Here is a 14,386-nt window from a genome sequence, read left to right on the forward strand (position 1 = left end):
AGTGAGCGGAAATCACACCGCCCAGCCCCATGCCCAGTACCGAGCCGAATGCGCCACCGGCGATGAAGGCTGCGCTGAGGCTGGCACGCAGGTGCCGGGGGAATACCGAGACCACCACGGCAATGCCGACGCTGCCATAGGCGGCCTCGCCAATACCAACGCAAAGCCGTGCGAGGAACATCTCGCCGAAGGAATTGGCCAGCGCGCAACCGAGCGTGGCCAGGCTCCAAAGCGCTGCCATCAGCGTCAGGCTGCGCACGCGGCCCCAACGGTCAGCAAGGATCGACAGCGGGAAGGTCAGTACCCCCACCATCAACGCAACGACGCCGCCCAAGGCGCCCAATTCAGTGTCGCTGAGTCCCCACTCGAGCTTGAGCATTGGGAACAGCGCATTCAAAACCTGCCGGGACATATAGTCCGAGAGGAGCAACCCAAAGCTCAGCGCGAAGACCAGCCACGGGTAATATCGCGACAGCCTGGCCTTGGCAGGCGCGCCTGCCATTGGCGCAAGGGTGGAACGGTATCCGTGCATGTCTGCCTCCTAAATGACCCGTGACATCGTGATGACAGCGTCGGGTCGTGACCGGCGAAGTATCTAGGATTCGCAGCCCACGGTTTGATCATTCGGGACAACGTTTTTGCATCTTGGGACAGTCGGGGAAAACGAGAGGGTGCCCGGAAGATGTGCTGTGACGCTTGCTTCATTGCTGAAGTCAACGCTTTGCCGTTGACCTGTCACAAGCTGGGAGCGGTATTGAGGATTGATTCCGGACAGACATGACGCGCAGAATTGTTCTGTTGGAACAAAAGAGGACAAAAATGCATTTGACATCCCCACATACCCTCTCCCTGACCTTCCAGCCCAAATACTCCTTAGCCATGCGCGCGTTGCACTGGCTGGTATTCCTGGGCGCCGTGGTGGCGGTTGCGGCGGTGGAGTTTCGCGACGTGTTCCCGAAGGGCAGCACCGAGCGGGCCGCGATGATGGCAATTCATGAATCCGCGGGCATCACGATATTGGGGTTGATGCTGTTGCGTCTGCTGGTGCGAGTGAGCCAACCGCTCCCTCCGCCGCCGGCCGGGGACCCACGGTGGATGGACCGCGCGGCAAGCGCCATGCATTTCGTGCTGTATGTGCTGATGCTGGCCATGCCGGTGCTCGGCATGTTGGCGGTGGCGTGGAAGGGCAGGACCATCCCGGTCTATGGCTTCCAGCTGGCGCTGCCGCTCGCGATCAATGAGCCGTACTCAAAGCTGGCGAAGGAGATTCACGAAACTGGCGCCACGTTCGTGTACATCTTCGTCGGCCTGCACGCCGCAGCCGCCTTGTGGCACCAGTTCGTCCTGAAGGACCGGCTACTTCGCCGGATGATCTAGGCTGGCCACCGTCTGCTGCGACCACCCGCCGCCCAGCGCCTTGTATAGGCTTGCGCGGCTGGTGAGTCTGGCCAGTTCGATCGTCACCATCTTCTTCTGCGCATCGTAGAGTTGCCGCTGCGCATCGAACACGGGGAAGTAGTCATCCACCCCGTTCTTGAAACGGATTTCCGCCAGCCGCTTGGTTTCGGAAACTTCCTTCGTCAGCGCCTCCTGCGCCACGGTCTGCCGGTCGTAGGTGCCGCGTGCAGCCAGGCCATCGGCAACTTCCCGGAATGCACCCTGGATCGTTTTCTCGTAAGCCGCCACGTTAATGTCCTTCTGCACCGTGGCGATATCGAGTCGTGCCTGGTTGGCCCCGGCGTTAAAAATCGGCAGTGTGATCTGCGGCGCGAACGCCCAGGCCATGCCGCCCGTGAACAGCGAGGCGAGCGCCGTGCTGGCCACGCCGACGGTGGCCGTCAGCGATATCTGCGGGAAGAAGGCCGCCCGCGCCGCGCCGATGTTGGCATTGGCCCCCTTGAGCTGATGCTCGGCCGCCATGATGTCTGGCCGTTGCTCCATCAGTGTCGATGGCACCCCGGCGGGCAACTCTGCCACATACGAGTTATTCGCAAACGGCTGCGGGGGCGGCAGGTCCGCCGGTAGCTGGCCGCCGATCAACAACGCCAGCGCATTCTCGTCCTGCGCCACCTGTCGCGTGAACTGCTCCACATCCACCTGCGCGGTCTGCACCTGGGTCTGCCCGCGATGCATGTCGATCTCCGCCATGCCGCCGGCGCTCTTGCTGCGGCTGATCATCAGCGCGGCGTCCTGCTGGACCTTGAGCGTTTCCTTCGACAGCCTGAGCAGTTCCTGGTCGGCCTGCCATGTCAGGTAGGCGCTGGCCACTTCCGCCACGAGACTGATCTGCGCGCTGCGCCGCACTTCCTCGATTGCCAGATATTGCTCCAGCGCCTGATGCTTGAGGCTGCGCACCCGCCCGAACACATCGAGCTCAAATGCATTGAAGCCTACGCCCGCAGTCCAGGAGTTGATCACGGCGTCCTGTCCGGGCGCGCGCAGATCGCTGTTCAGCCGCGTACTGGCAAAGCCTGCATTGGCGTTGATCGCCGGAAACTGCGCGGCACGCTGGATCCGGTACCGCGCTCGCGCCTGATCGATGGACAGCGTCGCGATACGCAGGTCACGGTTGTTCGCCAGCGCCAGCCCGATCAGCGTGCGCAGGCGTGGGTCGGTAAAGAAGTCCTCCCAGCCAAGGCTCGCGGCGGGCGTTGCCTGGTCCGGCCGCGCCTGGCCCGCGGGCCCCTTGTTGGCGCTTTCATAGGCAGGGCCGGTCGGGTAAGCCTGCGGTACCGGTGACTCCGGACGTTGGTAGGTGGGTTCCAGCGAGCAGGCGGCAAGCGCCAGCGGCACGAGGAGGGCAGGGGTCCAGCGCGGCGGGCGAATCAGGGAGGTTGGCTTTCTTTTCATGGTTCATCCGGTAAATGCGCGACGCAGCAATTGCACGATAGCCACACGCGGGCGGCCGCGGTGCGCGATGTTGTGAGCCGGTTCGCCGAACAGCATCCGGATTAGCCGATGGCGTCCCGCCATGTCCGGAAACAGTTCGATGCCTAGCAGATGGCCTTGCGTGCGCGCCACGCGGCAGGTCACCCAGCCCAGTTCGGAGAGCCAGACCGCGCCCGTGGCGCCAGCTTCCACCCGACCGGCAGCATCGCTGATCAGGCCGATCCCGTTGCACGACATGTCCTGCGTGACGCCATCGAATTCACGTGGCAAGCCGTCGCTGCCGTAGATGCAAAGGCGGGCACGCTCGCGGTGTGGAAAGCGTTCTTCCTTGCGCGGCCGGGGCAGCTCGAAACAGACCAGCAACGAGGCCAGGTACAGGACCATCGAGATCACGGTCCATCCGATGTTGAAGACCACACCGCTGGCCGTGCCGTCGGCGGCCACGGCACGCCCAAGGCCCATGGCGGCCAGAACAAACAGTGCGCCATAGAACGCGGCGAACTTGCCGTGGACGACCAGCTTTGAACGGTCCAGCCCCTTGTTCGTGACCTTGAACGGCCTGCCGAACGGTTTGAAGATGGCACTGACCAGCGTTGCGGAAACCGCCATGGCCGCCACGATCTGCGTGACCTCGGTGAAGATCGGCATCGCACGCGCGCCTGTGATCCAGATGCTATAGGCCCAGTAGAGCAGCAACGCCGGCACGCCGAACGCGAGGAACTGCAGCGGCTCGCCGTACAGCGTCGGCACATTGAAGTACCAGTACAGCAGCGGCCCGGCCAGCAGCATCAGCGTGAACGGGCGGCTCAACCAGTGCAGCAGCCCGTGCACATAGTGCAGGCGTTCGCGCAACGTGTAGCCGGGTCCGCGCAGCGGCCCGTCGGCGGTGAGCGCCACCTGGATCGTGCCCAGTCCCCAGCGGCTGCGCTGGCTGATGTACTCAGGCAGGCCCTCTGCCGACAGGCCCACGCTCAGGCGCTCATTGAGCCAGCGCGTGATATAGCCATGCGGCATCAGCTTGTAGGTCAGGTGAATATCTTCCGTCACGGTGCCGATCGGGAAACCACCGATCCGGTCCAGCGCCTCGCGGCGCACGACGAACGATGTGCCGATGCAGAACGCGGTACCCCAGGCGTCCTTCGACGGCTGCATGACATCGAAGAATGCGCGTTGCTCGTCCACCCAGCACTCCGTGGAGCGAAGGTTGTATTGGATCGGGTCGGCGTTGTAGTAGAACTGGGGCGTCTGCACCACGCCGACCTGTGGATCGTCGAACAGCCCGACGATACGTAGCAGGATGTTCCGGTTGGGTGCGAAATCGGCGTCGAGCACCATGATGAATGGCGCGCCGCCATCGAGTTCCGCGCTGTGCCGCAGGCCGTTGTTCAGGTTGCCGGCCTTGGCGTGGGCGTTATCGGGCCGGGTCACGTAGCGTGCCCCGACCTGATCGCAGAACTCGCGCAGCCAGTCGCGACGGGTGTCGTCGAGCACCCAGACCCGGAAGTTCGGATAGTCGATATCCAGCGCGGCAACGATGGTCTTCTCGAGCACGTCGAGGCCTTCGTTGTACGTGGCGATGAAAATGTCCACCGGCGGTGCTTCCCGCCCGCGTCGCAATGCGGTCTCGCCGGCGTCAGCCTCGGCGCTGTGATCGGACGTGCGGGTCATGATGCCGATCGAGATCAGCGTGTACGCGATGGTCAGGCTCTCGAAGCCGAAGAACGCATGCGCCCAAAGGCTCGGGAAGTCCATGCGCCATTCCGGCAAGGTGTCGGTGAATCGCCATACGTAATAGACCAGCAGCAGCACGCCGGCCGCGGCGCCGAAAAGCCAGCGGTCCAGGGTGCGCTGCCGGTCGCCGCGCAGGCAGAGCAGCGCGATCAGGAATGCGCCCGCATTGATCTGCATGAGCATACGGCCATCGAGATACTCGGCAAACATCGTTACTCCTATCGTCACTCGTTGGGTCCGTTGGCGGGACCATTGCTCGGACCACTGACGGACGCCGTCGTGGCTGCGCAGTTCGCCCGGCATCCTCCCGGCTGGAACGGATTCCAGCCCGTGGCGGCCAGTACGGCCCAGGCCGTGGCGCCAAGGTGGGGCAGGTGGAAGTAGTAAAAGTCCTCGGTCTTCGAATCAGGGCCGATCGATAGCCCCGTTTGAATCCGTTTCTCGGGTGTGGCGAAGAGCATTCCGTCCGGCGCGCGCTGTGACAACAACAGCGGCCAGAGCGGACCCGCGACATCGGCATGGTTGGTGGCCAGCAGCACCAGCGCGGCCTGGCCGGTGCCCTCCGTCCAGACGCCATCGGGATCGGCCTTGAAGCCGAATCCGCCATTGACGGCGTGCCGGGTGCGCGCCCAGTCCAGCGAGCGCTGCCAGGTGCCGGCGGCGTCCGGGATGGCAATCAACGGCCACAGCGATGCATCGAGCGCCGAGGGCCCGCCGTTCAGCGTCCGCCCGTCATCGCGGGTGCCGATCGCGAAACGCCCCTCGCGCGACTGCCACATGCTCTCGACGAAGTGCCGCGCCCGCTCCGCGTCCGTGTTCCAGCGCGGATCATTGCTGTATCTGGCCAGCCAGCGGAACGCGGCATAGGCATCGACGTTGTGCTCGGTGGATTTCCACCCCTGGCGCTCGGGATTCGGCTCGTGTCCGAAGTACCCGCCGATATACGCGGCGGGACTGTCCGCGTTGAAGGTTTCCTTGTCGACCCATCCCATCAGCGCCTTGGCACCGTCTAGATAGGCAGGCGCGCGCGTGGCCTCATACGTGGCCAGCAGAAGCAGGGCGGCCCAGACAACATTGCCGGTGGCGGTGCCCACCTGGTAGCGGTCCTCGAACCAGCGCTTGCTGGCGTCGTCCCACCAGCCCGGCAGTGGCACAGGTCCGTTAGGTATCGCACCCGCCCGATAGGCATTGCGCAGACGGCCGTCATGGTAGTGGCGGTCGCGGCTCATCCCCGCCAGCACGCCATCGGCAATACGCCGCGCCGCATCGCGCTGGCCGCAGGCGATCAGTGCGATGCCGGCTAGCGCGTTGTCGTAGACGAAAGCCGATTGACGCAGCGGCGCCGGCAACGGCTCGCCACCGGGCGCGGGCTCGTAGCTGGCCAGCCATATCGGGCCCGAGCCCGGAATGGCCGCCACGCGCCGCGCCAGCGTCTGGCAACCGCTATCGCGCAGTTGCGTGCGGCCGTCGGCTGACGATGCCGCAAAGGTGGGCGACGTGGCCAGAATGCATGATGCGACGAGGCAAGTAGCCAGCCGGATGCCCCCGGCTGTCCCCCCCTTTGACGTATGACGCTGCACGGTTGTCTCCTTCCTGCGGGCGTTGAGTGAATGGCTTCGCGCCTGCTCGATCAATCCGGATAGGCTCTGGTCAGATCAGGCGGGTGAACCACGGACGATCGAGGCTGACCTTGGCCCAATGGCCAAGCGCGCACCGATCGGTACTGCCACTGCCGCGATTGCGCAGGTCGGGGAGCGGTTTGTTGAGCTTCGCGATCAGGTAAATCTCGTTCTTCTCGATTGGCGGGAAGGGAACGAAGTAGCGCGCCTGATCGCCTTCCGGGGCACGCGGCATGATCTCTGCGACAGTGCCCGGCTGCGGCGTGGGAACACCATCGACCAGCACGGTCAGCTTCGCGCCCGGCAGCAGATCCTTGCTGAGGCTGCGCGGGAACACGGCCACGACGTTGGGCTGGCTGCAGTTGGTGGTGCGCATCAGCGTGGCGCCGGCGGCAACCCGCGTGCCCGGTGGCGTCAGCACATCCTCGACGATGCCACTCGCGTACGCCTTGATATCGAGGTTGGAGACCCGTTCGAGGCGTTCCTGCTCCGCCGTCACGAGCTTGTCGACCTCGGAGCCGTACTGTTCCAGTTGCGTGATCTCGGCCTGCGTCTGCGTGATCTCGGCCTTCAGCTCATCCTGCTTCTGCGACAGCGCGCCCAGCGCGCCGTCCGCGCTCGAACTGAATACCTTGCTACGCGCTGCTTCGCTGCTGTTGCGCGCGCTGTCGAGCTCCGCCTGGATGGCATCGCGCGAACCGGCCAGCACGGTCAGCTGGTTCCGTGACGCATCGGTATAGGCCTGGCTGACCGCGCCCGCCCATTGCATGGCCTGATTGCGATTGACCACGTCCTCCTGCGCGTCGATCTGCTGCTTCGCTACAGTCAGCCGGGCCTCGATGCCACGCACGCGCGAGGCGTGCTCGCGATCCGCCGAGGCCTGGTAACGCTTGATATCGCCACCCGTCGACGCCATGCGCGTCTGGTCCGCCTCGAGCTTCACCTTCGCGGCCTCCAGGCGCTTCTGGTTATCGAGTTGTTTCCCGGTCAGTTCCACCAGCAGCGCGCGGTCCATATTCGGGTTCTGCAACGCCATCAGTGGATCGCCCGCTTTGAAGCTGCCGCCTACCGTCACCACCTGCTTGGTGACAACGCCTTCCACCGGCGTGGTTACGAGGGTGACAGGACTATTCACGATCGCGCGCTCGGACGACCGCGTGAAGATGTACGGGAACATCACCGACAGGACCACCCAGATGATGAACACCACCATCCCATAGCTGGCCAACCGAGGCACCACCCGCCACAAGGGCAGGCCTGGCACGCCCGCGCGCCGTTGCATTAACGAGTCGTGGTGCGGTGGGTGTTGAGACGGTTTGACCCGTGCGGGTACCGAGTCCTTCTGGTCAACTTTCTTATCCATGCCGCCTCCGGATAAAAGGTGGGCCACCCGAGATAGCCAAAGCCATCGCGGTCAGCAATAGGCAACAAGCTGCCGCCACGCGAGCGAATCCCCACCCGCGCAGTGCGCAGTGCTTCGTCCCCCAGATTGTTTGTTATGCGCCGTTGCCCCGGGCCGTCACAACGCCGCCGGAACAGGCTTCTGGATCGATACCGCCGACCCGATGAATTCACGCGCCCGATTGCCGATATGATTGTGGGCACGTGTAGATACAGTGAGGCGCAAGCGCCAGAGAAACTCAGGACACAACATCACTTGATTGATGCGATGCAGCGCAGGAGCGTTTCAAAGTTAGACAAGTTAAGCCCTGCGTGCTGTAAGAATGTGTAAGGCCTGCATTTCAAGTCGCTTACAACGCGGCAAGTTCACCGCTTGGCATTACACTTGCGCTGCGACACTCGAGAACGATAAGGAGCTTTGAATGACAGCGATCGTACTGGCGATGGATGGGTCCACCTATAGCCGACATGCGGCAACATGGCTTGCATCGACGACATGCCTGGCCCAGCCCCTGATCGTGCATGTGGTGCACGTGTCGCCGATACTCGGACGCACCGGCTTCAGCGCCGTCGATTTTGAAACCGAGAATCGTGAAGAAGCACGTGTGGTGTTCGAATCGGCCAGAGGTCTGCTGGAAGGACGAGTGAGCGAATTGCACGAGCACTGGCTGCGCGGCAATGCATCGGAGGAGATCCTTCGGTTCGCCACCGAGAACGCCGTGGACCTGATCATTGTGGGCGCCAAGGGGATCGGTGCGCTCCGGTCCTCGATCATTGGCTCGGTGGTATCGAAGATCGCAGCGCAGTCCACGGTGCCCGCGTTGATCGTCAATCCGAACGACCAGGAAGGCTAGGGCGGTTGCTCCCATCCTGCCATGGTGCCTGCATGGGCCTGGAGGCGCTATCAGACTGAAGCGAAGCGGTTCTGGCCAGGGTGACGCAGACGGTACGAGTGGCCGGGCCAACGTCGCCCAACCCCGCCCAAGGACGCCAGAATCATCTTGATAGTGCCTGTTACAGATTGGCGCGCGTCGCCTATCCTGATGAGACTGCAAGGAGACGCATCATGTGCCGCTGGCTGGCTTACTCAGGCAATCCCATCCAACTGGAAACGGTGCTGTTCCGGGCCCAGCACTCGTTGATCGATCAAAGCCTGCATTCGCGGCTGGGCCACACCACGACCAACGGCGACGGCTTCGGCATGGGTTGGTATGCCAAGCATTCCGAGGAACCGTTCCGGTACCGTTGCATCCACCCGGCCTGGAACGACATCAACCTGCGCGAGGCGGCGCGCGCCATCCGAGCCGCGAAGTTCGTCGCGCACATTCGCGCGGCAACGGACACCCCGGCCCAGGAAACCAACTGTCATCCATTCCGATATGGCAGATGGCTGTTTGCCCACAACGGGCTGATCCGCCAATACCCGGAGGTCCGGCGCGAACTGATGCTTTCGATCGCGCCCGAACTGTTTCGCTGGATCGAAGGCTCCACGGACTCGGAGGTCATGTTCTATCTGGCACTGACTTTCGGGCTGGAGCGGGACCCACGCGAAGCACTGCAAAGGACGGTGGGACTGGTGGAACATGTGGGGCGGCGCCATGGGGTCGATTTTCCCGTGAACATGACCATTTGCGCGACCGACGGCGATCAGATCGTTGCGGTGCGGTATTCCAGCGAAGGGGACTCGCGCTCGCTATTCCACAGCAATTCGTTTCGACACCTCCGCGAGTTATATCCGGAGAATCCAGGTATTGCCGCAGTGGGCGATGATGCCGTGCTGATCCTGTCCGAACCCCTGGTGGATCTGCCTGGCGCCTGGGCCGAGATCCCGGAAGCCACGTTCATGCAAGCCAGACAGGGGACGGTCGACTACTACCCGTTCATCCCGACGTATTCGGAGCCTTGATGGATCGGCATGGCATGAAGCATGGATTCTCAGGCGTGGATCGAACAGGAAATGCGGCCGCCGCACCGTACTGTCCGAGTGCACGGATCACAATGTTCGAGCGCAGTATCGCGATCACGACGCAGGATCTTGTGTCCGGGCCTGTGAGGCGCCCGGCAATCAGCGTGCTGCTCTCCCTGGATGACACGCCATTCTCCATTTCAATCAACGACGTGCCAGTGCCCAAAGCGCGGGCGTTCGTCGTGCGAGAGCTTGCGCCGCGCGCCATCCAGGCCTTGAACTGCCAGCTTCTGAGCCTCAGTCTCGATCCGGGGCATCCGCTTTTTCTGTCGACACGCAAGGCATTGGGAGAGAAGACGTTCCTTGCGCTTCCAGACGGACCGCTGCGGGCCTGCCGCGATCCACTGCGCGGAGAACTACTTGGCGCCGTGCCTCGCCAGCCGGATGACCGGCTCATCGAAGCACTGTTGTCTTCGGCGCCGGATTTCTCCCTCCATTTGCGGGCGAAATCGGCTTCGCGCCGAGAGCACCTGCTCGCGCAATTCGAATCGCAATGGACTGAACCGCATCTCGCGAGCAAGCTGGCGGCAGCGATGGACCTTTCGGTCAGCCGGCTGTCCCATCTTTTCGTGGAAGAGGTCGGCGTGCCGCTTCGGACCTATACCCTCTGGCGGAAGTACCGACACGCATGCGCCAGGCTGCAGTCTCCTGGCAACCTGAGCACGCTGGCGCAGGATTGCGGCTTCTCGGACGCCGCGCACATGACACGAACCTTCGTCAGCTACCTGGGCTTCTCACCAACCATGGTAAAAAGCCTGAGCCATATCCATCGACCAGTCGAAGCACACCGTGCCTGAGGTGGGGCAGCAGGGCGGGTAACCACCGGGAATCACTCGCGATGCAGCGCCCAGGTGAACGTATAGCCCTCCAGATGGACCTTCACGGCTTGTTCGATCTCGGCATCCGGCGCCACTAGTCGCACATCGACATGCAGACCGCGCTTTCCGCCCGCGCTCACTTCGACCGCTCTCAGGGCGGTGGACGCGATCGTCTCCAGTGCCGGTCGCAGCAGTAGCTCTGCGGCCTTGACCCGCAAGGCGGGCTTGAACAGCTTGCCAACGGCCGTAGTGGGCAACTGGTCCAGCACGTGGATCGCCTTCGGCCAGGCCGGCCGCTCCGCAATCCGCTCTTTGACAAAGGCATCGAGTTCCTCAAGATTGATGCCGACGCCAGGCTTTGCCACGACAAAGACGACCGGCAATTCGCCAGCGTACTTGTCCGGCAGCGAAACGGCCGCTGCCAGGGCGACGGAAGGGTGCATCATCATCGCCTGTTCGATCATCCCCGGATCGATGTTGTGGCCGCTGCGGATGATGAGGTCCTTTGCGCGTCCAGCGATGAAAAGCTTGCCCGCATCGTCGAAGTAGGCGAGGTCTCCTGTGTTCAGCCCACCTTCGATAAAGACCCCGGCATTCTGGCTCGGATCACGATAGCCGTGCGAAACATGCGGCCCCTCGACAAACAGGACACCGACTTCATGCGGATCGCAATCGTCCCCCAGACCTTGCTCGGCGTCTTGGCGTCGCACACGCAGTCTCGTGAACGGGAGCCGATAGCCCACGGAACCCACTGTCGGGCGCTGGCCTGCCGCATCCGCCGCCGTCGCACCGCCGGTTTCCGTCATGCCAAGCAGCTCGTGAAGCTCAACACCAGTTACCTCGGCAAAGCGCTTTGTCACGCTGAATGGACACGGTGCCGCCCCGGTCAGGCCGTATCGAATCGATGAAATATCGGCATCGACCGGGACGTTGAGGAGGGCGCCGAGAGCCGTCGGCACAGCGCCAAAAATCGTGATGCCGAACCGTTCGACGATCTTCCAGATCCCCGTCACCATGGCGGGATTCCGGAGTCCTTGGGCCGAGAGCATGATGATATGGCCGCCCGACAGCAGGACCGACAAGGTACTCACGATCGTCCCGCCAACGTGGAACAACGGCATGCCGTTGGTCACCCGGTCATCCTTGCGCATGCCAAGCAGGCTTGCAGCCCCCAGCGCCGCGGCAAGCTGATTCCTGCTGCTATGCGCGACAAGTTTGGGCAGCCCGGTCGTCCCTCCGGTGTGGAAATACGCCACAACTGCGTCGCTGTCGCCCGACGGCTCCCACGTTGCGCAGCCATGCGCGGTGCTGTCCGCCAGGACAGCATTGAAATCGATGGCAAAGTCCGCCGCAGAGCCTGGCCCGACCGCTACAAGGCGAACATCCGGAAGATTCGCCCGGATCGCCGCGACGCGCTCCGCGATGCCAGGGATCTCGCCCTTCGGAAACACGAGAACATCGGCAGCCGAATTACGGACAAGATTGACGATCTCATCGGGCTGAAGGAAGGGGTTGAGCGGCACCGCGAAACCACAAGCTTCGGCGCCCCAGAGCACATAGTGCGTTTCGACGAAGGACGGCAGGATATAGGCCACGCCACAGCCCGGGCCAGCCAGTTCCGAAAAGAACCGCGCTGCCGCCGTAATGTTGTCCAAAAGCTCCCGATAGCTCACCGTCCGGGCCGGCCCATCCGCCGCATCAATGTAGGTCAGCGCCGGCGCATCGCCGTGCCGCTGGGCGCTAGCGCGAATCGCGCCGTAGACCGTGCCACCAATCGCGGCGTTCCATGCCTGAACCGCGACGCCGGAGCGCTCGATCGCTTCAATTTCCGTGAGGCTCGACACGAGAGGTATGCTGAATTCCATTGGCGTCTCCATGCTGTAAGTCGCTATCGTTGTTGTACTTTATGCAACACGATGCTGACAGACGAGGGCGGCGGCGTCTTGAAGATTTCAGCTATGGATGGCCGGTCGTGAGCATGGTTTTAGGTGCTCATATTATTTAACATAAGATAGATTATTGGCATTGAATCAAGTTTTAAGCAGCCATGGAAAACAAGGGTCAAGCTCCCGTTTACGGGGATTCAAGACGCAAAAGCCAGCCCATAACGTGCTGGCATTTTATTGCCGGAGACGACATGAAGAATCCGTCCAGGCGCTGGGTCAGTGCGATCGAATTTGAGAAGCACGCCTCGGGGCTGCAACGAAAACACCTAGTCCGTCTATTGCGCAGATGCGACAGAACAATCCGAGATTGGCAGTCCGGTCGCAGGCCCATCCCGGCCTGGACAATCGACGCACTCAAGCTCCATCGATACGAACGCCAGCAGGCTTTTCAGCAGATGGTTGCCGCTGCTTCGCGCCACCAGCTCCAGCGGCCACTGCCGTGATCGCCTCCTGAAAATCCCGCGCCAGCGTTGCTTCGTCGACCTTTACCGACGAGTAACGCTTAATCGGAATTCCTGCTGCCAGAAGAATTTCATTTTTTACCGCGTCGGCTTTCTGTGCTGCTGCGGAGTTGTGGCTCTTGTCGTCCAGCTCGATCACGTAAAGAACTCGACAATTTGGCGAGCAGACAACGAAATCCACGTATTTTTGGCTAAAGCGCCCCCTCGCGGCCAAGCCTCCGCGCTTCACATCTACGATGGCTGACATGGAGACTTGCGCGAACAAATGCGATTGCGGCAAAGACCTCTTTAGCTTGTGGAAAAAGCCGACTTCGCGCTCCGTCATCAACTGACGCCGCGCATAGGCGAAGTTGGTGCCTCTCTGCCGACGGCCGCGCGACGCCGCAGCTACAGCAAGCACGAGCACGAGAGCTAGGATCAGGAAAAAGAATGGCTTCAAGCGGCCTCCGGTCGATGCGATAACGTAACGACAAGGGTAACGGAAAAGCCGCTTATAGAGAGGGCTGGTTTGCTCGGGGACCTGCGCCTGACGGCAAGAAACTACGCCTGCACAAGGTCAGCACCATAGAGGCCGCCAGCGCCTTCATGGCTACATCGAGGTGGCCGAGTACCCCGAAGGCTATGTCGAATTGTGGGCGGAGGGTGCTCCCCTGCCCTACACGACTTATGACCGTTTCCCGGAGGTCGACCAGCGCGCGATCGTGGACAACAAGCGCCAGGGGCTCGCCCTGGCGAGCACGGCCGAAGGCCAGGAGCGAACCGCACACTCCCCTCTAACCGGGCACTCGAACGTCGTGAGTCCGCCTAGTAACGGACCTTCCCAGTCTCGTCATAGGTGATCAGATTGAAACCTTCGCCGTGCGCCGGGGGCACGAAATAGCTGGTTATCTGATCGAACTGCTCTTCTGATGTCTGGAAAGGATGCTGGCCTGACAGGTTCCTGGCCTTCAAGCGGGTTTTGCAGATCTCGTCGCTCACCTCCAGATAATGGAGTCGATGCTCGCAGCCGGCCGCTCGGTATAGTGAGGCGCCCCACGTCCGAGCACTGACGGTATTGAATGGGAAGTCCAGAACTACGGATGTACCCGCCGTGAGCAGCGACACGATGTGGTCGGTAAGAAGTGTTCTTATGCGCGCTGTGCGGTTCATGTAATCGGATAGCGTATGGATTTCGTCCGGGTAGAGACATGCTATCCATTTGTCCTCGCTCAGCAGAACTCTCCGAGGGGCGGCGGCCAAGCGTGCCGTCAGTGAGGATTTACCCGAAGCGATCTTCCCGCAAACCATATGCAAGGCAGCCGTATCGCTACAGGCGACTACGTTCGTTTCTTGATCCATTTCCAAGCGCTCCGTGTCGCCCCAGAAAGCAAAAAACCCGCCTTCTGGGCGGGTTGTGATTGCGTATTGTCAACTCAATAGCTATCCCGCCGAGATTCGCGCGGCGTAAATAATGGAGTTGACGGTCAAATGGGTCATGCGCCTTAGCTTAAATCAACCGGCGACGCCAGGCAAGCCTTGGCCTCAAAGCATGATCGGCACGGAAGAGTTACCGGCG

Annotated in this window: 12 protein-coding genes; 4 read left to right on the forward strand and 8 right to left on the reverse strand. The window is 62.3% G+C overall.

All coding sequences use genetic code 11. The annotated features are described in order from the left end of the window. Positions 1–532, reverse strand: a 532-nt coding sequence (locus WD006_RS28725) for an MFS transporter (RefSeq protein WP_425648347.1), incomplete at its 3' end; no start/stop codon positions are given. Between the two features lie 347 nt (positions 533–879). Here WD006_RS28725 and WD006_RS28730 point away from each other — a divergent pair. Further along, positions 880–1,377 (forward strand): cytochrome b, encoded by a 498-nt coding sequence (locus WD006_RS28730; RefSeq protein ID WP_029307908.1) that lies wholly within the window; start codon positions 880–882, stop codon positions 1,375–1,377. Here the strand turns inward: WD006_RS28730 and WD006_RS28735 are convergent. The 4 genes from WD006_RS28735 to WD006_RS28750 all read right to left on the reverse strand — a co-directional run bounded on the left by WD006_RS28735 (position 1,357) and on the right by WD006_RS28750 (position 7,602). Then, positions 1,357–2,850 (reverse strand): efflux transporter outer membrane subunit, encoded by a 1,494-nt coding sequence (locus WD006_RS28735; protein WP_029307907.1) that lies wholly within the window; start codon positions 2,848–2,850, stop codon positions 1,357–1,359. The two genes, WD006_RS28730 and WD006_RS28735, sit on opposite strands and share 21 nt — an antisense overlap. A 3-nt stretch (positions 2,851–2,853) precedes the next feature. After that, positions 2,854–4,830: a glycosyltransferase gene (locus WD006_RS28740; RefSeq protein WP_011516469.1), complete on the reverse strand. Its 1,977-nt coding sequence runs from the start codon at positions 4,828–4,830 to the stop codon at positions 2,854–2,856. Positions 4,831–4,844: 14 nt separating this feature from the next. Further along, positions 4,845–6,200 carry a hypothetical protein gene (locus WD006_RS28745; protein WP_029307906.1) on the reverse strand — a complete coding sequence of 452 codons (1,356 nt, stop codon included), beginning with the start codon at positions 6,198–6,200 and terminating at the stop codon, positions 4,845–4,847. A 70-nt stretch (positions 6,201–6,270) separates the two neighbouring features. Then, positions 6,271–7,602: an HlyD family secretion protein gene (locus tag WD006_RS28750; RefSeq protein ID WP_029307905.1), complete on the reverse strand. Its 1,332-nt coding sequence runs from the start codon at positions 7,600–7,602 to the stop codon at positions 6,271–6,273. A gap of 460 nt (positions 7,603–8,062) precedes the next feature. Between WD006_RS28750 and WD006_RS28755 the strand changes: the two genes are divergently transcribed. The 3 genes from WD006_RS28755 to WD006_RS28765 all read left to right on the forward strand — a co-directional run bounded on the left by WD006_RS28755 (position 8,063) and on the right by WD006_RS28765 (position 10,403). Then, positions 8,063–8,494, forward strand: coding sequence for a universal stress protein (locus WD006_RS28755; RefSeq protein ID WP_011516472.1), 432 nt, complete (start codon positions 8,063–8,065; stop codon positions 8,492–8,494). Between the two features lie 212 nt (positions 8,495–8,706). Further along, the gene (locus WD006_RS28760) at positions 8,707–9,546 is read left to right on the forward strand and encodes a class II glutamine amidotransferase (protein ID WP_011516473.1); all 840 of its coding nucleotides are present in this window, start codon (positions 8,707–8,709) and stop codon (positions 9,544–9,546) included. Positions 9,547–9,560: 14 nt separating this feature from the next. Beyond that, complete coding sequence (locus WD006_RS28765) at positions 9,561–10,403, forward strand: helix-turn-helix domain-containing protein (protein ID WP_227874030.1); 843 nt, start codon at positions 9,561–9,563, stop codon at positions 10,401–10,403. Between the two features lie 32 nt (positions 10,404–10,435). Here WD006_RS28765 and WD006_RS28770 read toward each other — a convergent pair whose 3' ends face one another. From WD006_RS28770 to WD006_RS28780, 3 genes are all read right to left on the reverse strand, one after another. Continuing rightward, entirely contained in the window at positions 10,436–12,289 is a 1,854-nt protein-coding gene (locus tag WD006_RS28770) for an AMP-binding protein (RefSeq protein ID WP_029307903.1), read from the reverse strand. Positions 12,290–12,724: 435 nt separating this feature from the next. Continuing rightward, on the reverse strand, positions 12,725–13,270 hold the full coding sequence (locus WD006_RS28775) for a DUF2726 domain-containing protein (protein WP_029307891.1): 546 nt from the start codon (positions 13,268–13,270) through the stop codon (positions 12,725–12,727). A gap of 365 nt (positions 13,271–13,635) precedes the next feature. Continuing rightward, positions 13,636–14,169 (reverse strand): AAA family ATPase, encoded by a 534-nt coding sequence (locus WD006_RS28780; RefSeq protein WP_029307890.1) that lies wholly within the window; start codon positions 14,167–14,169, stop codon positions 13,636–13,638. Between the last annotated feature and the right edge of the window lie 217 nt (positions 14,170–14,386).

The sequence above is a fragment of the Cupriavidus sp. Met-2 genome (assembly GCF_049843575.1).
In the GTDB taxonomy this organism is placed as follows: domain Bacteria; phylum Pseudomonadota; class Gammaproteobacteria; order Burkholderiales; family Burkholderiaceae; genus Cupriavidus; species Cupriavidus metallidurans.